The 20,548-nt window shown below is 64.4% G+C and carries 21 protein-coding genes; 8 read left to right on the forward strand and 13 right to left on the reverse strand.

Features of this window, described 5'->3' with window-relative positions; translation table 11 throughout:
• The 4 genes from ACYVI5_RS07450 to ACYVI5_RS07465 all read right to left on the reverse strand — a co-directional run bounded on the left by ACYVI5_RS07450 (window position 1) and on the right by ACYVI5_RS07465 (window position 4,077).
• Entirely contained in the window at window positions 1–906 is a 906-nt protein-coding gene (locus ACYVI5_RS07450; protein ID WP_460579652.1) for a carbohydrate ABC transporter permease, read from the reverse strand.
• A complete protein-coding gene (locus ACYVI5_RS07455) occupies window positions 903–1,823 on the reverse strand; it encodes a carbohydrate ABC transporter permease (protein WP_460579653.1) in 921 nt (306 codons plus the stop codon). Before ACYVI5_RS07455 ends, ACYVI5_RS07450 begins: the two co-directional genes overlap by 4 nt.
• Before the next feature lie 6 nt (window positions 1,824–1,829).
• Window positions 1,830–3,140, reverse strand: a complete 1,311-nt coding sequence (locus tag ACYVI5_RS07460; protein WP_460579654.1) for an ABC transporter substrate-binding protein — start codon at window positions 3,138–3,140, stop codon at window positions 1,830–1,832.
• 61 nt (window positions 3,141–3,201) lie between these two features.
• A complete protein-coding gene (locus ACYVI5_RS07465) occupies window positions 3,202–4,077 on the reverse strand; it encodes a nucleoside hydrolase (RefSeq protein WP_460579655.1) in 876 nt (291 codons plus the stop codon).
• 171 nt (window positions 4,078–4,248) lie between these two features.
• Between ACYVI5_RS07465 and ACYVI5_RS07470 the strand changes: the two genes are divergently transcribed.
• A complete protein-coding gene (locus tag ACYVI5_RS07470) occupies window positions 4,249–5,238 on the forward strand; it encodes a sugar-binding transcriptional regulator (protein WP_460579737.1) in 990 nt (329 codons plus the stop codon).
• A 27-nt stretch (window positions 5,239–5,265) separates the two neighbouring features.
• Here ACYVI5_RS07470 and ACYVI5_RS07475 read toward each other — a convergent pair whose 3' ends face one another.
• Complete coding sequence (locus ACYVI5_RS07475) at window positions 5,266–6,189, reverse strand: nucleoside hydrolase (protein ID WP_460579656.1); 924 nt, start codon at window positions 6,187–6,189, stop codon at window positions 5,266–5,268.
• A 364-nt stretch (window positions 6,190–6,553) separates the two neighbouring features.
• Between ACYVI5_RS07475 and ACYVI5_RS07480 the strand changes: the two genes are divergently transcribed.
• A complete protein-coding gene (locus ACYVI5_RS07480; protein WP_460579657.1) occupies window positions 6,554–7,186 on the forward strand; it encodes a ScbR family autoregulator-binding transcription factor in 633 nt (210 codons plus the stop codon).
• Between the two features lie 51 nt (window positions 7,187–7,237).
• Here ACYVI5_RS07480 and ACYVI5_RS07485 read toward each other — a convergent pair whose 3' ends face one another.
• Both ACYVI5_RS07485 and ACYVI5_RS07490 read right to left on the reverse strand, forming a co-directional pair.
• Window positions 7,238–7,597: a YciI family protein gene (locus tag ACYVI5_RS07485; RefSeq protein WP_460579658.1), complete on the reverse strand. Its 360-nt coding sequence runs from the start codon at window positions 7,595–7,597 to the stop codon at window positions 7,238–7,240.
• Window positions 7,598–7,722: 125 nt separating this feature from the next.
• Window positions 7,723–8,718 (reverse strand): sigma-70 family RNA polymerase sigma factor family protein, encoded by a 996-nt coding sequence (locus tag ACYVI5_RS07490; protein ID WP_460579659.1) that lies wholly within the window; start codon window positions 8,716–8,718, stop codon window positions 7,723–7,725.
• Between the two features lie 129 nt (window positions 8,719–8,847).
• Between ACYVI5_RS07490 and ACYVI5_RS07495 the strand changes: the two genes are divergently transcribed.
• From ACYVI5_RS07495 to ACYVI5_RS07505, 3 genes are all read left to right on the forward strand, one after another.
• Window positions 8,848–9,606, forward strand: a complete 759-nt coding sequence (locus tag ACYVI5_RS07495; protein WP_460579660.1) for an SDR family oxidoreductase — start codon at window positions 8,848–8,850, stop codon at window positions 9,604–9,606.
• Window positions 9,607–9,679: 73 nt separating this feature from the next.
• The gene (locus tag ACYVI5_RS07500) at window positions 9,680–10,597 is read left to right on the forward strand and encodes an NADP-dependent oxidoreductase (RefSeq protein ID WP_460579661.1); all 918 of its coding nucleotides are present in this window, start codon (window positions 9,680–9,682) and stop codon (window positions 10,595–10,597) included.
• 127 nt (window positions 10,598–10,724) lie between these two features.
• Window positions 10,725–11,738: an aldo/keto reductase gene (locus ACYVI5_RS07505; RefSeq protein WP_460579662.1), complete on the forward strand. Its 1,014-nt coding sequence runs from the start codon at window positions 10,725–10,727 to the stop codon at window positions 11,736–11,738.
• On the opposite strand, the gene ACYVI5_RS07510 is transcribed toward ACYVI5_RS07505, so the two are convergent.
• Window positions 11,696–12,745 carry an SDR family NAD(P)-dependent oxidoreductase gene (locus ACYVI5_RS07510; RefSeq protein ID WP_460579663.1) on the reverse strand — a complete coding sequence of 350 codons (1,050 nt, stop codon included), beginning with the start codon at window positions 12,743–12,745 and terminating at the stop codon, window positions 11,696–11,698. The genes ACYVI5_RS07505 and ACYVI5_RS07510 overlap by 43 nt on opposite strands.
• 75 nt (window positions 12,746–12,820) lie before the next feature.
• Between ACYVI5_RS07510 and ACYVI5_RS07515 the strand changes: the two genes are divergently transcribed.
• Entirely contained in the window at window positions 12,821–13,759 is a 939-nt protein-coding gene (locus ACYVI5_RS07515) for an AraC family transcriptional regulator (protein ID WP_460579664.1), read from the forward strand.
• Here ACYVI5_RS07515 and ACYVI5_RS07520 read toward each other — a convergent pair.
• Window positions 13,753–14,661: a Rossmann-fold NAD(P)-binding domain-containing protein gene (locus ACYVI5_RS07520; protein WP_460579665.1), complete on the reverse strand. Its 909-nt coding sequence runs from the start codon at window positions 14,659–14,661 to the stop codon at window positions 13,753–13,755. The two genes, ACYVI5_RS07515 and ACYVI5_RS07520, sit on opposite strands and share 7 nt — an antisense overlap.
• Window positions 14,662–14,730: 69 nt before the next feature.
• Between ACYVI5_RS07520 and ACYVI5_RS07525 the strand changes: the two genes are divergently transcribed.
• Window positions 14,731–15,597 carry a LysR family transcriptional regulator gene (locus ACYVI5_RS07525; RefSeq protein WP_460579666.1) on the forward strand — a complete coding sequence of 289 codons (867 nt, stop codon included), beginning with the start codon at window positions 14,731–14,733 and terminating at the stop codon, window positions 15,595–15,597.
• Window positions 15,598–15,651: 54 nt separating this feature from the next.
• Here ACYVI5_RS07525 and ACYVI5_RS07530 read toward each other — a convergent pair whose 3' ends face one another.
• Together ACYVI5_RS07530 and ACYVI5_RS07535 are read right to left on the reverse strand one after the other, a co-directional pair.
• The gene (locus ACYVI5_RS07530; RefSeq protein WP_460579667.1) at window positions 15,652–16,824 is read right to left on the reverse strand and encodes a low temperature requirement protein A; all 1,173 of its coding nucleotides are present in this window, start codon (window positions 16,822–16,824) and stop codon (window positions 15,652–15,654) included.
• Window positions 16,825–16,957: 133 nt separating this feature from the next.
• The gene (locus ACYVI5_RS07535) at window positions 16,958–17,641 is read right to left on the reverse strand and encodes an SDR family NAD(P)-dependent oxidoreductase (RefSeq protein ID WP_460579668.1); all 684 of its coding nucleotides are present in this window, start codon (window positions 17,639–17,641) and stop codon (window positions 16,958–16,960) included.
• Between the two features lie 74 nt (window positions 17,642–17,715).
• On the opposite strand from ACYVI5_RS07535, the gene ACYVI5_RS07540 reads away from it, so the two are divergent.
• The gene (locus tag ACYVI5_RS07540; protein WP_460579669.1) at window positions 17,716–18,111 is read left to right on the forward strand and encodes a winged helix-turn-helix transcriptional regulator; all 396 of its coding nucleotides are present in this window, start codon (window positions 17,716–17,718) and stop codon (window positions 18,109–18,111) included.
• Between the two features lie 201 nt (window positions 18,112–18,312).
• Here ACYVI5_RS07540 and ACYVI5_RS07545 read toward each other — a convergent pair whose 3' ends face one another.
• Together ACYVI5_RS07545 and ACYVI5_RS07550 are read right to left on the reverse strand one after the other, a co-directional pair.
• Entirely contained in the window at window positions 18,313–18,903 is a 591-nt protein-coding gene (locus ACYVI5_RS07545) for a dihydrofolate reductase family protein (RefSeq protein ID WP_460579670.1), read from the reverse strand.
• A 79-nt stretch (window positions 18,904–18,982) separates the two neighbouring features.
• Entirely contained in the window at window positions 18,983–20,452 is a 1,470-nt protein-coding gene (locus ACYVI5_RS07550) for an efflux MFS transporter permease (RefSeq protein ID WP_460579671.1), read from the reverse strand.
• Between the last annotated feature and the right edge of the window lie 96 nt (window positions 20,453–20,548).

Here is a 20,548-nt window from a genome sequence, read left to right on the forward strand (position 1 = left end):
TCAACCCTTCACGGCGCCGGCAGTCAGCCCTGAGACGATCCAGCGCTGAAGGATGGCGTACGCGATGAGCATCGGAATGACGGCGATGAGGATGCCTGCAGCGAGGCCCGTGTAGTCGGTTCCGAACTGTCCGGAGAAGTTCAGGAGTCCCAATGGGAGCGTCTTGTTTTGGTTCGAATTGAGGAGGATCAGTGCCATCAGGAGCTCATTCCATGTGGCGACGGCGTCGAGGATGGCCACGGTGATCAGAGCTGGCAAAGAGAGTGGCAGCATGATCTGGAAGAAGATCCGCCAGTTGCCGGCGCCGTCGATGCGAGCTGCCTCGAAGACCTCCTCGGGAACACGTCGGAAGAAGGAGTGCAGAACCAGCACTTCGAAGGGGATGCCGAACGCAAGGTAAGGCCCTAGGAGCCCGAAGACGTTGTCGATGAGGCCGAGATCTTTCACGATGCCGAAAAGCGGTACGAGCGTGATATAGATGGGCACCGTCAGTCCCAGGAACACGGCGAACATGACCGTCTTGCGTCCGAACATGCGCAGCTTCGCAAGGGCGAATGCCAACATCGCCGAGATGAGTACTCCAATGGGTACCTTCACCACCGTGATGATGATGCTGTTGCGATAGGTATCGGAGAACAGGCCCTCACCCCACGACCTCACGAAGTTCTGAAACGTGAACGAAGTCGGGAGGGCTAGGGGCCCATTCTGGGCGAAGTCCGTTGCAGAGCGGATGCTCGTCAAGAGCAGGATGATGAACGGCGCGAACCAGACGATCGCGATCACCAGAAGCACCACGGTACTGACGATCATGGCAGCGAGCTTGCGCCTGGATATCGCCCTCTTCACCGGAGCCGATCCGCGAAGCTCGGTCTCGTCGCGCGTCAACGTCGTTGTCGTCGCGGTCATTTCTCTTCTCTCATCTGTGAGATCACGTATGGGATGCCGCAGGCGAGAGCGACGATCGTGATGAACACGGCGATCGCAGTGCCGTAACCCGCGTGGTAGAACTGGAAAACGTTGAAGTACATCCAGGTGCCGAGAACCTGAGTCGAATTGCCCGGACCGCCGTATGTCATCGCGTAGATGATGTCGAAGACCTTGAACGAGTCGATCAGCGACAACGCCAGCACGATGTAGTGCGCGGGCCGCAAGCTCGGCATCGTGATGTGCCAGAAGCACTGCCAGGCGCTCGCGCCATCCGTCTTCGCCGACTCGTAAAGCTCTGATGGGATACCCTGCAGCGATGCCAGATAGATGAGCATCGGGAAGCCAGTGCGCACCCAGATGGCGGGAACCATGATGGCTCCGAACGCCGTGGACGACTGGCCGAGCCACGGCTGCGCGAGAGCTCCGAGGCCGATGTCTTTCAGGAGAGCATTGATCGCTCCGTTCGACGGGTCATAGAGCCAGCTCCAGATCGTGGCTATGGCGACAAGTGGCATGACAGCGGGCATGTAAAAGACAGTGCGAAGGAGCGGTTTGAGCAACGTCGCACCATTGAGTGCCACCGCCAGCAGCAGACCGAGAACCATCGGCACGGCGATCGTCACGATCGTCCACACCACGTTGTTGCGGATGGCGAGCAGTGCGGTCGAGTCTTGGAAGATCTGGACGTAGTTGTCCAGGCCGACGAAAACCTTGGTGGGCGAGATGCCGTTCCAGTTCGTCAGGCTGATCCAGATCGACTGAACGGCCGGTGAGACCAGGAACACCACATAAGCGACCAGTGCAGGCAACGCGAACAGCCAGATGTTCAGGCCTTGTGACCAGCGGCGACGCTTCATGCGCGCCGCCGCTGGAAACGAGCGTGTCGTCGTGCTCATGCGCGGCTACTTGCTCGACTTACTGAAGCCCGACTTGATCGCCGGTTCCATCTGTGCCGCAGCCTTCGCTGGTGTCATCGAGCCCTGAACCACCTCCGACTGGATCGAGAAGTAGGTGTTCGCAGTCTCGGCCGGAAGGGCCTGGTCCTGAATGGTGTAGAAGGGATTGTCGGCTCCGATCTTCGCATTCAGTGCGCTGGCAGGATACTTCGAAGGATCGGGCCCGGCACCCTTCACGGTCGACTCCGTGTTCTGGATCGCCTTCTGCGTCGACACCTTGCCGAGGAAGTCGAGGAGTTTCGCGGCGTTGTCCGGGCTCTTGGACGCGGCATTGATCATGAAGCCTTCGACCCAGCCGGCGTGACGGATCGGTTTCTGATCAGTCGGCATCCTGAAGGTGCTGTAGGCCGATGGATCTTTGGACGTCTGGATGTCTTGGCTGTCGACCCACGCGCCCGCGAGCGTGTAGGCGTACTTGCCCTGGGTGAATCCCGGTTCGGTGTTGTTCGGGTCGAGTCCCATGACGCCCTGCGGCAGCCAACCTTTGTCAGCCCACTCCTTCAACTCGGTGAAGGATTGCACCACGGAAGGCGTGTTCCAGCTCGCCTTGCCTGTTATCAGCTTGTCGTGCAGCGCAGGGCCCGCGTTCTTCTCCAGCAGGTACTCGAAGAGACGCATGACGTCCCAGCCGTATTCGCCCCCGAGGCCGCACGGCACCTGGCCGCTGGCCACCAGCTTCTCGTTCGCCGCAACCAGTTCCGCGTAGCTGGTCGGCTCAGAAGTGATGCCTGCCTTGTTGAAGGCGTCCTTCGAGTACCACGCGCTCACGGTTACTCCGTAGAGCGGAAGGCCATACGGCTTTCCATTCCACGTCATGCCGTCAATGTCGTTCTTCGGGATGACGCTGTTCCAGCCGTACTTCTTGTAGTACGGCGACAGATCAGCGGCGAAGCTGTTCTGTGCGAATGGGCCGCCGATGCTTCCGCCCCAGATGCGCCAGACATCCGGCCCCTTACCGCCCACCAATTCGGTGCGGAGCTTCGACGGGAAGATCGCTGCACCCGAGCCCGGGATCGTGTTGAGCGTGACCTTGATACCGGTCTTCTTGTGGAACACATCGAGCTGGGCCTGCAGGATCTTCGCCGGCGCCGCGTTGTCATATGTGAGCAGTGTGAGGTTCTTGCTCTCGCTGCTTCCGCCACTGGACGTGGACGAGCATGAGGCAAGGAATATCGCGACGGGTGTCGCTGCTGCCGCGCCGAGGATGGCGCGTCGCGTGATGAGTTTGGATCCGCTGTCCGGGTGCCGACTCTTCATTGATCTGACTCCGCTCTGGGATGGGTTTTATGTGGGGTGGGTGGTGCAGGGATTAGCCCGGTCACGACCGAGCAGCGTGGGCCTTGATCTTCGCGAACATGTCTTCGAGGAGGAAGCGCGCATCAACCGTTTCGGCGACGCGCACGGAACGCCCCTCGACGACGACGTTGGTCATTCGTGCGTCCTCGCCGAAGACCTGTACGGGGCGGTTGCGCCATATGGCGCCGTCAGGGTTGAGAACGACACTCACCGCGGGTGAGTCGCCGAGTGTGCGGTACTCGATCTCCGGCTCGACATTGGCTGCATTGAACTCCTTGAGCTGACGCACGAGGTACGCACCGAGCTCGCCATACGGCGCGACCTTCTCGTCCAACTCGGCATAGCTCACGCCGACCATTCGGTAGACCGACATTGGTATCTGCCACACCCGCAAGTTCGACTGGAAGACTACGTTCGCGCTTGTGACGTCGTTGCTGAGGTTGTACTCACCACGTGCTTCGCCGCCGGTGATCCCGTCGTATGGTGTACCTCCGATCCAGACGACGGTGATATCCGGATTCTCGGCGATCGTCGGATCGAGGAGCAACGCGCTCGCCATGTCAGTCAGCGGGCCCAAGAAGATGATGAAAAGCGGGCCAGCCGTGTGCGCCTCCTGAATGATCAGTCGCGCCCCGTCTGAATCCGCTGGCGTGGCAGCGTCCGGGATGGCGTGAGCCGCGCCGTTCGCGACCACGACGTCGTCGCGATGGAGCAAATGCAGCAGGAGATCGACCTCGTCTCGGCTGTCTTGCATGCTGTGCGCGCTCTTAGCTTCTCCGAAGTGTGCGGCGATGATGCCGGCCACTTCCAAGGTGGGCGAGAGCAGGGCATGCACGATGGCGTACTGGTCATCGGCCTCGTTCTTGGCGTCGGTATTGATGATCAGGCGGCGCTTCATCGGGTCTCCTTCGGGAATGGTCCGAACCGCTGCGGGCATACTCATGCGTTTTCGCATCGTCATGCCAGGGTACGCAGATAGGTCATGTTTCGTCAACAGTGGGCATATATTCGCTCGACGAAGCCGGAACGCTCCAAGGTAAGCGCATGTTTATGCACTACTCTGGTGGGTATGAGTTCCTTGTCCGCGGATGTGCCGCAGCTGCCTCCGCAGAAGAAGGTCGCACTGCTGACAAAGGTGGCGCGCATGTATCACGAGCGCGGAATGACGCAGCCTGAGATTGCAGAGCAGTTGAACCTGTCGCAATCACGTGTCTCGCGATTGCTGAAGGAAGCTGTGGCGATGGGTGTGGTGCGCACCATAGTGGTCGCGCCATCCGGCGTGCACACGGATCTGGAGGACGAGATCCGCACCCGCTACGAGCTCCGCGACGTGGTGATCGTCGATGCTCCTGTCGAACACAACGAGGAGGCGCTCCTCGCAGCTCTCGGGAGCGGTGCCGCTGGCTACCTGGAAGCGTCGCTCAGTCCTGACGATCGGATCGGTATTTCGTCATGGTCGTCGACCCTGCTCGCGGTGTTGAAAGCCATGTCCCCGCGAACCACTCGCATGGCGCGCGAAGTCGTGCAGATACTCGGCGGTGTCGGGAACCCCGCGGCGCAAGTCAAAGCCACTCATCTGGCAGACGGCCTCGCGCGTGTCACAGGTAGCAGTGCCGTGTACCTTCCGCTCCCAGGAATCGTTGCCGACGCATCCGTTGTCGATGTGCTTCTGAACGACTCCTACTCAGGGACGGCACCGTCGCTCTGGGACGACCTCACGGTTGCTCTTGTCGGCATCGGTAGTCTCAAACCTTCGGAACTGCTGCGATCGTCGGGCAACACCATCTCGGATGACGACGAGAAGCAGTTGCGACGGCAGGGCGCAGTCGGTGACGTGTGCCTGCGGTTCTTCGACAAGTCCGGTGTCTTGGTGGAGAGCGACTTGGAACGACGAGTGATTGGCATTTCGGCAGAACAACTGCGCCGCACGCCTCGGCGCATCGGCGTCGCCGGTGGCGCGCGCAAACATGAGGCAATCCAGGCGGCTGTGCGCGGCAGCTGGATCAATGTACTGATCACAGACGAGGGCACGGCCGATTACCTTCTGCGCTCGTCGTAATCGCCGAGCGAACAATACTTCTCTGCGTCAGCGTGTCGCGAAGAGTTTCAGTTTCAGGAAGAAGTCCTCGAACATCAGCCGGGTGTCTAGATCCGTGTAGACGCGCATCGGTCTGCTCGAGGGAATGTCGCTGTACGAGCCATCCGAATTCAGCCGCGGTGTCGGCTTCGTCACGTGGAAGCTGGATGACGGATCGGGCTCGAAGGCAGACTGTAATGCAGTAAGCAGAACGAGCGGACTATCGCCGAGAGCATAGGTCTCGCCCAGCGGATGCCCCAATTGGCCGGCGCGTTCGGCGAGGTCGTCGATCGCACGTGCCATCCGGTCGCCTAGAGCACCCATCGAGCGAACCCGAACCTCCAACTCCGCCTGCGAGACCAAGCATTGCCGGTAGACGTTCCGGGGGACCTGCCAGAGTCGAATCGGGGAATCGTTGAAGATGACTTGTGCCGCGAGAATGTCGACGTTCAGGTTGTATTCCACGGCCGCAGCGTCGGGAGGTGGTGTTGCAAGGTCAGCGTGCTCATTGCCTCCGATCCAGATAGCCGTGAGACGCTCGGCGATCCTCGGTTCGAGCAGATATGCGCTGGCGAGTTCGGTGAGACCTGCACCGAGCGCGACGTAAAGTGGGAGGTCCGTGTCGGCGCGCATCGCTTCGGCGATGATGCCGCGGGCGGCCTCGGTGTCAATCGGGTCCGTTTCGGAGGTAAGCGCAGTGTTGGAGCCCAGCCATACCGGATAGCGTCCCTTTGCATTGAGCAGGTCGAGGATTTCTTCCGCGGTGCGCACAGCATTCTCGGCCTGGGAGGTCGACGAGTCGAACGGGTCATCCGGGCTGAGGTGCGACCCGATGATTCCTCGAATTTCGACCGAGGGTGACAACACATGATGCACGAGCTGGAACAGATCGTCTGGATCCCCCGAGAAGTCGTTGTCGATGATTAGGCGCATTCGCGGGACAGTCATTGCATCCTCCAATGAATAGACAATCGCCAACGACTGTACATGACTGTTCGGGGGCCAAGGCTAGCGGCAGAATGCAACGATTCGCTAAGCAGCACACCATCATCCGGTCCGGCCTTGAGGTCCAGTAGCTCCGGGCGGTCAGCTGCCCTCGTCCGCCCGCCTCGTGGAGACGATGTTTAAGGGCGCCACGTTCGTGAGCTGGATGGACTTCTTCCGGAGCGCTGGTTGCCCGCTGTCGATCGAAGTTCAGCGGTGCACCTACCTGAAGTCGAGACACCGCAGCCTCGAACCTGGGATGATCATGCAGTGGGCTGCGACATCCGCAGAGTGCCCGGAGGGGAGAATCAGCGTGCAGAACAGGTCGATCGAGACGCGGGAGACGCTGCTGCTGGCTGCAGCTCAGGAGTTCGACGAGCACGGATACGCGGCCGCCACGCTCCAAGGCGTCGCCGACCGGCTCGGCAAGACGAAGGGCGCGCTGGGCTACCACTTCCCGAGCAAGGGTTCGATGGCTCTCTCGATCGTGGAACGCTTCTACGCGGAACTCCCCGCGCTCGTCGAGCGTTACAGTACGGGCGGGAGCACGGATGTGCGATCCCTCGTCGCGATGTCGCTCGAGGTCGCGGCGCAGTTCCGTGATGACGTGATGGTCCGGGCCGCTGTGCGCCTGCAGCGCGATGTGGACGTGGTCGACGTCGAAATGCCGACGCCGTACGTGAACTGGATCGCACTAACGGAAGCGGCTTTGCGGGATGCGGAGAACGCTGGGCAGCTTGTGGAAGGGCTCGACGTCGCGGCTGCCGCGAGGGTGCTGGTCGCCGCGTTCTTCGGCACTCAGCAGGTTGCGACAGCGTTAGGTCACCGGGCCGAGTTGACGGACTGGGTGCTCGACATGTGGCGTCTCCTCCTGCCGGGAGTGGTGGGGGAAGCGGCAGACGGCGTACTGAGCGAGGTCACCGGAGGAGTTTCCCGAGCTCACTGATCCGGCCGGACCTGGGCTCCATGGAGTCGCGTAGTTACTGGATGCGCCGCTTCAGTCGCCGGAGAACGCTCGATCGGCGATGAAAGCGCCCTCGACCGGGCGCACCTCGACGCCCCCGCCCTGACGATTGATCGGGTTGCGGCGCGCTATCTCGAGTGCCGAACCGAGGTCATCCGCCTCGATCACATAGAAGCCGGCGATGAGTTCTTTGCTCTCCACGAACGGACCATCCGTCACCTCGCCGTGGCGCACGGAGACGGCCGTGGTCTCAGCTGGTTGAAGCGCGACGGCGACCACCATGTCTCCGGATGCGGTGAGATCGTCGGCGTAGCTGTCGTGGGCATCCCGCTCATCCGTTGTCTCGCCGACCGGATCGGCTGGACCGTAGATGAGGACTGCGTACTGCGACATGGCTTACTCCATTCACTGATCCGGACGCGTTTCGTTCGGCATCTCTTCGTCGAACAGGAAGTGGGCGATCCGACAAACGCGGCGAGGATCGCCATAAGTGGTGTCATCACCATGCATCCGACAAGCTAGGCGTCGTCTGCGTCGCGGAAGGTGTAGACGACGCCGCCGAGTTTCGCCGGATTCATCATCCAGTACATGCGATCGATGCCGTGGACGGTTGCGGTGACGGTCACCATGGCGAAGGGGACCCCCTGGTAGATGAGCAGGCAACCCAGTCGATTGTTGGCCTCCACGAACCGCACGTCGACGAGCTCCCAGAGCCAGGCGCCGAATGCCATGAGGAACTTCGCGACCCGTTCCCGGCCGGCGACGGGGATTCGCGCGGCATTGCCCTTGCCGTCGCCGTCGGCCCAAGTGACGACGTCATCGGCGAGGAGTGATTCGAGTCGCTCGAGGTCACCACTGCGGGCCGCATCGAGGAATGCGGTCATGAAGCGGCGTTGTTCCGATGCGCTCACCTGTGTGCCGCGTTGTTCCGCGAGGTGTCGTCGTGCCCTGCTCACGAGCTGTCTGGCGTTCGGTTCGGTGGTGTCGATGGTCTCGGCGATCTCGCTGTATGGCGCATCGAACGCTTCACGCAGAACGTAAGCAGCACGTTCCGCGGGCGTCAGCCGCTCGAGGAGGAAGAGCACCGCGAGTTGCAGCGTCTCGTCGTTCTCCGCGGCGAGTTCGGGATTCTGACCGGTGTCGATCGGTTCCGGCAGCCACGGCCCGATGTATGACTCGCGCCGGGCTCGAGCGGATTGCAACTCGTTGATCGCCATGCGGGTCGTCGTGGTGGCCAAAAACGCCGCAGGCTCCCGTACCCGGTCGCGCTCATAGTGCTGCCAGCGCAGCCAGACCTCCTGGACCAGATCCTCCGCATCGGCGACGCTGCCGAGCATGCGGTAGGCGATTCCGAACAGGCGGGGCCGGACCGTCAGGAAGGTCGCCAACCCGTCGTCGACTCCGCGGCCGGCTCGGTCAGGGCCTCGGTCATGGTCGGCGTGGGTAGCCGGCTTCCACAGCCGTCGGGGCATCCGAGGCTCGGGAAGGTCGGCCAGAACGATCTTCCTGGACATCACCACCCCCGTCCGCTCGCATGCTACCGGCACCATGGGATGCGGGCGAACGTGTCACAGACGAGTGCCCTATCCGGTCCGAGCTGTTGATGGCCGCGGAATCGCTGTGGCCGAAAGGAAGGATCAACCATGAAGATCGTCGTCATAGGCGGCACCGGGCTCATCGGATCGAGGGTCGTGGAGCTCCTCGGCGAACACGGCCACGATGCGGTTGCCGCATCCCCGAGTTCCGGGGTCGACACCATCACCGGAGAGGGACTCGAGGATGCATTCAAGGGCGCCGATGTCGTCGTGGACGTGTCGAACTCGCCGTCGTTCGCCGACGACGACGTGCTCGCGTTCTTCACGACCTCGACACGGAACCAGCTCTCCGCGGAGAAGTCGTCGGGCGTGAAGCATCACGTCGCGTTGTCGATCGTGGGCGCCGACCGCCTCCCGCACAGCGGATACTTGCGCGCCAAGGTCGCCCAGGAGAAGTTGATCCGAGACTCGGGCCAGCCATACTCGATCGTTCGTGCCACGCAGTTCTACGAGTTCGCGAAAGCGATCGGCGCAGCCGGTGTCGTCGACGGGATCGCCCGGGTCAGCTCGGGCGTGATGCAACCTGTCGCGGCGGCGGATGTCTCGGCTGCGGTCGCGATGGCCGCGGAGGCAAGGCCGACCAACGGCATCGCGGAGATCGCGGGGCCCGAGAAGATCGCGCAGGACGACTTCGTGCGTCGCGCCTTCGCAGCGATCGGCGAAAGCACCCCCGTCGTGGGATCCCCGGAGACCCCGTACTTCGGAGCCGTGATCGACGGTGACGAGCTGACTCCCGGACCGGGCGCTCGAGTTGCTGCGACCACGTTCGACCAGTGGTTGGCGGCGCAACGGGCAGCAGCGCAGTAGCCGATCAGCGCATCGACCACCGGCCGGTCTAGGGTCGCGATAGGCCATGCGGCACCGATACAAGGAGGAACTCATGAAGGCGATCGTCGCGACGGACCGGGCCGCGGAGGCTGCAGGAATCACGTTGACCGAGGTTCCACAGCCGGAACCGGCGATCAATGACGTCGTCGTCGAGGTGCACGCATCGGGCTTCGTCCCCGCCGAGTGGGAGTGGCCATCCACCTGGGCCGATCGTGCAGGGCATGCACGCACCTCGGCGGTGATCGGCCACGAAGTCGCCGGTGTGGTCTCCGCGTTGGGATACGGCACGACAGGGCTCTCGCTGGGGCAGCGCGTCTTCGGAATCACCGATTGGCACCGTGACGGCACATTGGCCGAGTACACGGCCGTCGAATCGCGCAACCTCGCACCGCTGCCAGGCGACGTCGACTTCACCGTGGGCGCCAGCCTGCCGATCTCGGGCCTGACGGCGTGGCAAGGGCTCTTTCAGCACGGGAACCTGCGGGCCGGGCAGACCGTCATCGCTCATGGCGCCGCCGGGGCCGTGGGATCAGTGGTGGTCCAGCTTGCCCGCGAGTGCGGCGCGTACGTAATCGGGTCGGGACGAGCGGCGGACCGTCAGGCGGTGCTGGACTTCGGCGCCAACGAGTTCCTCGACCTCGGCAGCGACGAGCTCGAGGATGTCGGCAAGGTCGACCTTGTCTTCGACGTCATCGGCGGCGATGTGCAGAAGCAGTCGGCAGAAGCGATCCGGTCCGGAGGGGCACTCGTGACGATCGTCGGTCCCGTCGAGTCGCAGCCGGCCGGCGTGCGTGTCGTCGACTTCGTCGTCGAGTCCGACCGCGGCCAGCTGAGTGAGATCGTGCAGCGCGTGCGCGACGGTCGCTTGCGCACGAATATCGGCACGATCGTTCCCCTCGACGATGCGCTGCCCGCGCTGAATCCGACCGGCCGGCACAAGGGCAAGACCATCATCACCGTTCGTCCCTGATCGTGGGAGGCCCCGTCAGTACCCGGATGACTGGGGACTCCCACGGTCCGGGAGTGGCAGCTTGAATGGAGAAAACAACGCAGCGCCGGCGGGTACGCCGGCAGGTGCGTGAAAGGAACGGAATCTCGTGAAGCAGCGCACTCTCGGTACTGGACTGACCGTCTCGGAGATCGGGCTGGGTTGTATGAGCCTGACCGGCGCGTACGGCAACGTCGGCGGTCCGTCGAGGTCGGACTCGGTCGCTCTCATCCGTCGTGCCGTGGAACTCGGCATCACGTTCTTCGATACTGCGGAGGTGTATGGCCGCTTCGAGAACGAGGACATCGTCGGGGAGGCGCTCGAGCCGTTCCGTGACCAGGTGAAGATCGCCACCAAGTTCGGCTTCGCGTTCCGGGAGAACGGTGTCGAGGACGGCGGACTGAACAGCACACCCGACAGCATTCGCCTGGCGGTGGAGGGGTCGCTGCGGCGCCTGCGCACCGATCGGATCGACCTGTATTACCAGCACCGTGTCGATCCGAACGTTCCGATCGAGGATGTCGCGGGCACGGTGAAGGAGCTCATCGAAGCGGGCAAGGTCGCGCACTTCGGGTTGTCCGAGGCGGCCGCCGCGACGATCCGGCGTGCACACGCGGTGCAACCGGTGACAGCGGTGCAGAGCGAGTACTCGATGTGGTGGCGCGACCGTGAACACGACACCATTCCCGTGCTCGCCGAGCTCGGGATCGGCCTGGTGCCGTACAGCCCGCTCGGCAAAGGATTCCTCACCGGCACGATCGATGCATCCACGACGTTCGCCGACACCGACTTCCGTGCACAGACGCCTCGCTTCCAGGGCGAGGCGCTGCAGGCGAACTTGGCACTCGTCGACGTGCTCAACAAGATCGCGGCCGAGACCGGTGCGACGCCGGCCCAGCTGGCACTGCAGTGGCTGCTCAACCAGCAGCCCTGGATCGTGCCCATCCCCGGCACCAAGCGCATCTCGCGCCTGGAGGAGAACACCGGCGCATCCACCGTCGAACTGACCGAAGACCAGCTGAACGAGCTACGCGCTGCGGCCGACCGCATCCAGATCGTCGGCGCCCGCTATCCCGAGGCTCAGGATGCCATGACCAACCGTGACGCTCCGCTCCCGCGCTGACCGAGGAGCCGTTCGCTCAGTTCCCAGAGGCGGCGAGCAGACTCTGGGTCGATGGAATGCGGCACGACGTTCTGCGACCGGATCAGGTCCGCACCGTGCGCGTTGAGATCCACGGTCTCGTCGAGCGGTGACACATCGCAGTCCCTCAGGTAGACGCCGCCGATGTCGGCGAGCAGGGGGCTGACCGCACCGAAGACGATGGTGGCTGCACCCTGCTGCGGGGTCTTCTTGCCGCGATCCGGGTCGATGACCGGCCGACCGGCCTCGTCGACCAGGCCGGTCGCCACCTGCATCGCGCGTACTTGATCGGCGGGCATCGAATTGCCCAGCTGGGTGCCGACGATGATTCCCGGATGCGCCGCGAAGCCTCGTATCCCGTCCCCGGCCCACCGGCGGTCCAGCTCGACGGCGAACAAGACGTTGGCGGTCTTGGACTGGGCGTACGCGAGTTGCCCGTCGTAGCCGCCTGCGGTGAAGTTCGGGTCATCCCAGCGGATATCGGCGATCCGGGTCGCGCCGGATGTCGTGTTGACGACGCGGGCACCATCGGCCGCGTGCAGCGCAGGCAGCAGGCGCAGCGTCAACTGGAAGTGGCCGAGGTGGTTGGTCGCGAACTGAGACTCGTAGCCGCGGGCATCTCGGATCAGCGGACCGCCCATGATCCCCGCGTTGTTGAGCAGGATGTGCAGCGGCAGACCGGCGTCGAGAAAGGATTCGGCGAAGGCGTCGATGGATGCCGGGTCGAGCAGGTCCAGCCGTCCGACCTGGACTCCGTCGACCCCGGCGAGCGCTGCTGCGGCGCGGCCGGGATCGCGTGATCCGACCGTCACCCTGGCACCTGCCCCGGCCAGTGCGCGGGTGGCCTCGAGTCCGAGCCCGACGTGACCGCCGGTGACGATGACGTTCTTTCCGGACAGATCGATGCCTGCCAGCACCTCATCGGTCGTGGTCGAAGCGGTGAAACCGCTGCCGATCGGGTGCTGCTTGTTTGCGATGGTCTGTGTCATGCAGACAGCCTGACCCCAACGTTCCGGACTGTGAATACTTGTAGATCCGCAATTCTTGCGCCCAGAGTACGAAAAGTGGTCGATGATCAGCTGTCTGAGGTGTTCGAACTCGTCGAAGTGCGCGGCGTGCTCTCCGGTGGTATCGCCGCCCGAGGGCCCTGGGTATCCCGAGCTCCGGTCCAGGACGCGCTCAAGTTCTTCGCCATGGCGCGCGGGCGGGCCCGGCTCACCGCTGATGGGATGGATGAGCCGATCGAGCTCGAGCAGGGCGACGTGGCCATCCTCAACAACCGGTCCTGGATGGAGTTGCGCGCCGGAAGCGGTGACGATGCGCCGCGCCGTGTGACTCCCGAGCCGGATGTCTCCCCAGCACACTTCGCCGACGTGGATCCCCGTGTGGATGACGTCGTGTTCGGACTCCGGGTGGATCTCAACCCGACCGGCCGGATGCTGCTGCAGCAGGCGCTTCCGCCGGTCGGACACGTGCGAGCATCCACGTCTCCGAACCCTGGACTGCGCGACATTCTCGACCGGCTGCTCGACGAGGTGGTCGACGATCGGATCGGCTCGGCGTTTGCGATCAGGCACCGCAGCCAGCTCTTGCTGCTCGAGGCGCTCCGAACCTGGCTCGTCGACGCCGACCTGCCTCGAGGATGGCTGAGGCTGCTGGGCGACGAACGACTACGCCCGGCGCTCAGCCTGATGCATGCGGACCCCGGAAAGCGCTGGGGCCTCGGCGAACTCGCGCGCGCCGCGGCGATGTCCCGCACCACCTTCGCCGAACGCTTCAGGGACACGGCGGGCACGCCGCCGCTGAGCTATCTCAACCGCTGGCGGATGCTCCTTGCCCAGCGCGCCCTTCGCGACCGGGACATCCGGGTCGCTGCGCTCGCGGCAGAACTCGGATACACCTCGGAAAGCGCGTTCAGCACCGCGTTCAAACGAGAAGTCGGCGAGTCACCGCTGCGCTACCGGTACCGCATCCGCGGCGCGGAAGCATCCGCAGTTCACTGAGCGGGCCCGGAAGCACCGGCCGCGGTGAGCTCAACGAGCGGAACGAGCTCGCGCTCGGCCCACGCCCGGAAGATCGTCGGCGACGCGGTGCGCGCTGTGCGCTCTACCGCCTTGTCGAGCCCCGCGTTCTTGGCCGACATCATCCCGACCATGCCGTCGGCCATCGCGGGCGACGCCCCGCGCGCGAGCAGCCCCGCACGGAACGCCTCGAGGTCGATCTGTGTGTACTCGATCGGACGCGCCAGCAGGTCGGACAGGATCGCCGCGACCTCGGACATCGAGAGGTCTTCCGGGCCGAGAACCGGGCGGTCCTTCCGACCGGACCACGAGCGCTGCACGAGTAGGTCGGTGACCACATCGGCGATGTCGTCGACGGCGACGAGTGGAACTTTGAGGTCCGCACGCAGCACGCCGCTGAAGGAGCCGTCGCGCAGTGTCGAGGCATCGTTGAGCAAGTTGTCGAAGAAGCCCGGCAACGTGATGGCGCGGAACGCGGCACCGGTGGCCGCGAAGATGTCCTCGACGGCGAGGCCGTGGCGCACGAGCCCCGATTCGCCCGGGACGCCGCGGCCGAGGTTCGACACCGCCACAACGTGAGACACGCCGTGGCGCTGCACTGCCTCTGCGGCGGGTCGGGCGAGTTCTTCCATGCCGTCCTCCAGCCGTTCGGCACGCCAGGGCGGCGGGGTGAGCCAGAACAGGGCGTCGGCGCCACGGAGCGCCGCATCGATCACCGCGGGGTCGCCGTGCGATCCGGCGATGATCTCAGCGCGGTCGGCTGTGTCTGCGGGAAGCGTGCCGGGATTGCGGGCGATGACACGAACGGGCTCGTCGGTGCGGTCGAGCACTCGTTCGAGCACGTGACGTCCGATGCGGCCGGTGGGGGTGGTGAGAACGATCATGACTTCACTCTCGGCGCCACCGCCGCGGACCGTCCAATACCTTCTCGGGGTCTTCGATACCCTGAGGGTATGGATCTCGACCTTCGCAAACTGCGCTACTTCGTTGCGGTCGCCGAAGAGCTTCACTTCGGGCGAGCGGCCGAGAGACTACTCATCGCTCAGCCCGTGCTGTCTCGGCAGGTGATGGCTCTCGAGCGCGAAATCGGCGTCGGGCTTCTCGACCGCACGGGTCGCCGCGTCGCACTCACCCCGGCCGGCCAGCGACTTGCGGACGAGGGCCGTGGTCTGCTTGCGTCGGCGACGACGGCGGTCCGCCGCGCGCACGAGGCGGCTCGCGGCCTCGAGCGTCTGGTCGTCGGCTTCGCGCCTGGACTGCGCATCGCTCCCGCGGTGGCAGCGATGGGCGACGTCGCGCCCGAACTCGAGGTGGCGCTGATGGAACTCGTTTGGTACGAGGGTGCCGATGCGGTGCGCGACGGTCGCGTCGACATCGCCGTGGTGCGTGAGCCGTTCGATGATGGCGGCCTTGTCAGCGTGCCACTCGGGGCCGAGTCGAAGGTCGCCGTCCTCGCAGCGAACCATCGCCTGGCCGGCAAGCGCCGGCTGCGGCTGCGTGACTTGGAGGGTGAGGGTCCGTTCGAAGCCGATCGGCGTTGCGCTGGAATAGAGGGCACCGTGGAGCTTGCGGCATCCGGCCGAGGCGTGGCGATGCTGCCGCGCAGCGTCGCCACCGTGCACGCGCGCCCGGGTCTCGTCTTGCGCCCGATTGTCGATCGCGCGCCGCTGGGCATTCGGCTCGTAAGGATGTCGGGCGCACACGAAAAGGTTCGCGAGCTGTTCGAGGTGGCAGCGGCCGCGCTCGGATCAAAGGACGAGCCGACAACGGCGTCTGAGAAGGCGCCCAAGTCGACGCCACGCGACAGCGAACGGCCGTGACCGTGCACGACAGCTGGTCACAGATCCGGTGCCGCGGGACCCTCGATGAACTGGTCAGACGGCGGGCGTGGTGCTCGCTTTCGTGCGTGAACGTGCCTCGGTGAGCAGGGCGATGATGATCAGCACCAGCGTCATCGCTGCCGCCGCATAGATGGCGGGCGTTAGGAGCGCGACCGGGATGACGGCGGCCGGCAGGATGATCGCGGGGGCCGCCCACTGCACGACGTTGCGAGCATCCGTGCCGTACCGCGCCGAGATGATCGCGTTCGCTGTGTAGACGAGCGCCACGCCGGCGCCGAGAGATACGGCCGAGACAGGCGGCAAGGTGAGCATCGGCTCGCGGATCGCGACTGACAGAGCACCGGCGAGCGTGATGATGCCGGCAACGAGGAGGAAGGGCAGAAAGGCGAAGGTCTCGACGATGCCGTGGGAATCCTTGTCAGCCACGAGCTTCTCCAGTCCGGACCGCATCGCGTCGACCCCATAGATGAAGAGGCTCCACGCCAGTGCCGCCGTGATCACCAGGCCCATTCCCGCAACCACCGCGGGCAGCGGGGAGGGTTCTTTAGACAGCGTGGTCACGATGGAGAGCACGCACTCGCCGAGGGTGATGATGACCAGCGTGCCGAACCGCTCGGCGAGATGGTCGACGTTGACCGTCCGAAACCGCGCGAGCATGCTCGGCGCCGTCACGATGAGCAGCACGATCTCGATCAGGATGGCCGCCGCCCAGAGCACGTAGTCGACGGGGGCTGGCAGGAATGCGGATACCAGCCAGAGGATGGCCGTTCCACCGTTGTACGTGAGCAGCCTGATCCGCGCTCCGAGCCCGGTCGCCCAGCTGCGTCTCACCCATAGCGCCAGGAGCACAGCGCGCACCGCGGCGTTGCCGATCGCGAAGAGCCACGCGAGTTCCCCGACGGCCTCGGGCGCGGCCACGGCGAGCACGCCAACGCCCGCCATCGCCGCCAGCACGAAGCCGGCCATCGCCCGCCGGGAGAGGCCGGATTGGATGTTCGAGGTGAACGTCAGGTTCACCCACGTCCACCACACCGAGGCGAACAGCGCCAGGAAGATGCCGAGCCCGGTGAACGTGGCGTGCGTGCGCAAGCCGTCTGCGAGTTGCCCGATCAGCGCGACGAACACCAGATCGAAGAAAAGCTCCATCCAGTTCGCCTGCGACGCCTCGGGGTCGCGGCCGTGGGCCTTCGGGTTGTGGGTGTCCACAGGGCCATCATGCCGGTAGCGGGGCCTCGCCGCGCTGGGGTAAGCACCCTTTTGGTGCAAGGCGAGCACCCCGCCTCGATCGGGGCCGTCGGGGCAGTTACGACAATGCCCTGGCCGAGACCGTCGTCGGACTCTACAAGATCCCGGTGAAGACGATCTCGGCTTGCTCCCGCTTGGTGTGCAGATCCCAGTAGACCGGGGCGATCCGGTCCGCTGGCGCGGACGCGTACCCATCCGGCGCCTCATCGCCGATGAACACTCCGATGGCGACGTGGGCGGCCTGGATGCCGTCCTCGGCGAGTTCGTTGTGCAAGTTGAGCACCCAGTTGCGTAGAGCTGCGTGAGCGGCGTTGACATTTGCCAGCATGGAAACCGGTTCGACCGAACCGGCACCGGTGGTGAACAGCAGCGTGCCCGATCCTCGCTCTCTCATGTGCGGCAGCACGGCCTCGGTCGCAGTCAGCGCGCTGTAGAACTGGAACTCCAGATGCTGCTGTACCGCTGCAGGCGTGGTCTGTGACGGCAGCGTCAACCTGGCGTCTTGCAACGAGCTGCTCGGCGAGTGCTCCAGCACGTCGATGCCGCCGAACCGCTCCTCTGCCGCGGCCAGCGCGCCGCGTAACGAGTCGGGGTCGAGCACGTCGGCCGTGAAGCCGGCAGCGGTGATGTCCTCTGCGGCGAGGTTTGCGACGAGCGCATCCAGTTTGGTGCGGTTGCGGGCGATCAGGGCGACGTTGAAGCCCTGGGCGCCAAACGTGCGCGCGATCGCGGCGCCCATTCCGGGGCCGGCGCCAATGATTGCGATAGTCGAGTTCATGATGCTCCGTTGGTTACGATCTGTGTGTAAGCACACGCTACGTAAGTGGCGGAACCTCTACAAAAGGCACTTCCATGTCACCCACGCACAACGGGATCACCGAACTGTCCTCGACCTGTGCAGCCGCACCCGACGGCGGCCGTGCCGTCCGAGAGACGCTTGACCGCATCGGCGACAAATGGTCGCTGTTGGTCATCGGCACGCTCGGACTCTCGGGTGCGCTGCGCTTCACCACCCTCGCCCGGCAGATCCCCGGCATCTCCCAGAGGATGCTCACCCTCACGCTGCGCCACCTTGAACGCGACGGGCTGCTCACCCGCACCGCGTACGCCGAGATCCCCCCACGCGTCGAGTACGAGCTGACCCCACTAGGCGAGAGCCTGCGCGACATCGCCGTCGAGCTGGCGCAATGGGCCAATGACAACATGGACCGCATCGAGGCCTCACGGCGCGAATTCGACAGGCTCTAGGCTTCGTCGGCCTGGACGGAGGGGTGCTCCGCAGCGGCAACTTCCGCCGTCGTCAATTCACTGTCGCTGCTGCCGGCTGCCGGATCCGGAGTTTCCTCAGCTCGCCATTCACGTCGGCGGACTCTGAGCTCGATATCACTGCCAAGTACCGCGGATGCCTGCAGATCGTCATCCTCAAACCTGGAAGCTTCTCGCTGCCGGTTATCGCTGATTGTGCGGCTGGTAGCGAGTGACGACCACTCCGCACTCGTAGGCGACCGAATCCAGAAGGTGGAGCTGCATCCCGGTGGGCGCAAAGATCGACTCGCCGAGGCCCACCGCTGTCGGGTTGATGAACAGCTCGAGTTCATCAACGGCGCCGGCTGCGAGCAGCGCCGAGGCGAATCCGGTGCCGCCGAATGTCAGAAGAGTCCGCCTGTCGTCCTTCAGCGCGGCGACGCCCTGCCCGAAACCTCCGGGGAGCACAGTGGTCTTCTCCCATTCGGATGCTTCCAGCTCGGAACTGAGGATCAGTTTGTCGACACTCGTGATGCGTCGTGCGAATCGGAAGTCCGCATCGTCCCGAGTCGCCTCGGCAACGCCGGCCCAATGATCGAGGTAGCCCTCCTGTGCCATTTTCCGGCTGAGCAGGATGGCGTCCGAGCGTTCGAACGTGTCATTGAAGCGTTCGCGCAATGATGCGTCCCACGGCCATTCGGCCCCCCAGTTCCACAGCTGCCATCGCTGAGACGGATCAGCCGCTTGAACGCGGCCATCCACCGAGATCTGCATCTGAAGGATCAAGTGAGCCACGGTTCACCTCTCGTTGATTGGATGTCTGCCGCGTTTCGGTGCGGCGGCGTAAGGAAGATCGCTTGCAGGTGGGCCATGGTTACGGGCGCACCGGTGGTGTGGTGCCGGCCTCGATCAGTCCGGCGCTGTTCTGTGATGGAGAACTGCGAACAGTGGCACGGGTTCGTTTTCCTGCGAGCAGCGTGGCAGCTCCTGCTCCGGCGAGGGCGAGTATCGCACCGGCATAGAGCGCGGCAGAGAACCCCGAAGTGAATGCGGCCTGCGACGAGTAACTTCCGTAACTGGCGAACACGGCGCCGAGGATCGCGATGCCGAATGCACCGCCGAGCTGGCGCATTGTGCTGTAGGCACCGGATGCCTTCCCGATGTCGGAGGGTTCCATCTCGCTGGTGGCCGCTCGCGTGAGCGAGGGAATCGCCAACGCGAAACCGATGCCGAGAACGCTCATCGGCGCGATCAGGTTCGCATAGTCGATCTGTGTGGTGGCGGTCAGAGCGATCCAAGCGGACCCGACTGCCTGGAGGAGTAGGCCGACGACGGCCAGAGGGCGTGATCCGAGCCGATCAGCGAGCGACCCAGCGAAAGGGGCCAGCACAAACGGAGCGATTCCCCATGGGAGCAAGCGCAGCCCAGCGTTGAGGGGGTCTTGCTCGAGAACGATCTGCTGAAACTGTGCCATGAAGAAGATCGCCCCGGTCAAGCCGGCGTTGAGAAAGAAGATCGCCGTGTTTCCTGCCGAGAACGCGCGGTTGCGGAACAGCCGCAGTGGAAGCATCGTGGCCCGCCGGTTGTGCTCCCACATCACGAAGGCTGCCGCGGCAATGATCCCGACGATGAGCGCTCCTAGGACTTCGGCGCTAACCCACCCAACCGAGTTGGCACGGATCAGTCCCCACACGAGGCCGAGTGCGACAACCGTGATCAGTGTGAGCCCAAGCAGGTCGACCCGCTGTCGAGTTCGAGATGTCTCCTGCACCTTGACGTACAGGAGCGGGATCATCAGCAATGCGATCGGTACGTTTATCCAAAAGATCCAGGGCCAGCCGAGCCCGCGAGTAAGCAGACCGCCGACGATCGGGCCGAGGACAGCTCCGAGCCCCGTCACGCTGCCGAAGATCCCCAGCGCCCAACCTCGGCGGTCGGGAGGAAACGCGCCGTTCAAGAGGGCCAGCGCCATCGGCATGATGGTCGCGGCCCCGACGCCTTGAATCACCCGGGCAGCAATCAGGACGCCAACGCTGGGAGAGAGTGCACAAATCGCCGAGGAGACGGCGAAGAGAGCCAACCCGGCAGCGAACATCCGTCGCCGCCCGAATCGATCCCCGAGAGTGGCGGCCGTCATCAGCAGAACGGCAAAGCTCAGTGTGTAGGCATTGAGCGTCCACTCGAGACCCTCCAGCGACGAACCCAGATTCCGCTGGATCGCGGTCAGGGCTGTCGAAACGACCATCATGTCGAGAATCACCATGAAGGACCCCAGTGATGCCAACGCCAGCACCCACTTCTGGATCGACGTAATCGCGCTCGCCGGCACCTGCTTCTTCGTCACATCGAGCTCCTCATGCTGGATGCGTCCCCCGGCGGGTACTCGCCTGCACGGCGATCCTCGGGGGAGATTCGACACCCGATGTGAAGTCTGTACCGG

Source organism: Humibacter ginsengisoli (assembly GCF_054780095.1).

Coding starts and splice junctions, on each gene's coding strand:
- ACYVI5_RS07450 (WP_460579652.1), bottom strand. CDS start 906: ATGACCGCGACGACAACGACGTTGACGCGCGACGAGACCGAGCTTCGC.
- ACYVI5_RS07455 (WP_460579653.1), bottom strand. CDS start 1,823: ATGAGCACGACGACACGCTCGTTTCCAGCGGCGGCGCGCATGAAGCGT.
- ACYVI5_RS07460 (WP_460579654.1), bottom strand. CDS start 3,140: ATGAAGAGTCGGCACCCGGACAGCGGATCCAAACTCATCACGCGACGC.
- ACYVI5_RS07465 (WP_460579655.1), bottom strand. CDS start 4,077: ATGAAGCGCCGCCTGATCATCAATACCGACGCCAAGAACGAGGCCGAT.
- ACYVI5_RS07470 (WP_460579737.1), top strand. CDS start 4,249: ATGAGTTCCTTGTCCGCGGATGTGCCGCAGCTGCCTCCGCAGAAGAAG.
- ACYVI5_RS07475 (WP_460579656.1), bottom strand. CDS start 6,189: ATGCGCCTAATCATCGACAACGACTTCTCGGGGGATCCAGACGATCTG.
- ACYVI5_RS07485 (WP_460579658.1), bottom strand. CDS start 7,597: ATGTCGCAGTACGCAGTCCTCATCTACGGTCCAGCCGATCCGGTCGGC.
- ACYVI5_RS07490 (WP_460579659.1), bottom strand. CDS start 8,718: ATGTCCAGGAAGATCGTTCTGGCCGACCTTCCCGAGCCTCGGATGCCC.
- ACYVI5_RS07495 (WP_460579660.1), top strand. CDS start 8,848: ATGAAGATCGTCGTCATAGGCGGCACCGGGCTCATCGGATCGAGGGTC.
- ACYVI5_RS07500 (WP_460579661.1), top strand. CDS start 9,680: ATGAAGGCGATCGTCGCGACGGACCGGGCCGCGGAGGCTGCAGGAATC.
- ACYVI5_RS07510 (WP_460579663.1), bottom strand. CDS start 12,745: ATGACACAGACCATCGCAAACAAGCAGCACCCGATCGGCAGCGGTTTC.
- ACYVI5_RS07520 (WP_460579665.1), bottom strand. CDS start 14,661: ATGATCGTTCTCACCACCCCCACCGGCCGCATCGGACGTCACGTGCTC.
- ACYVI5_RS07525 (WP_460579666.1), top strand. CDS start 14,731: ATGGATCTCGACCTTCGCAAACTGCGCTACTTCGTTGCGGTCGCCGAA.
- ACYVI5_RS07535 (WP_460579668.1), bottom strand. CDS start 17,641: ATGAACTCGACTATCGCAATCATTGGCGCCGGCCCCGGAATGGGCGCC.
- ACYVI5_RS07540 (WP_460579669.1), top strand. CDS start 17,716: ATGTCACCCACGCACAACGGGATCACCGAACTGTCCTCGACCTGTGCA.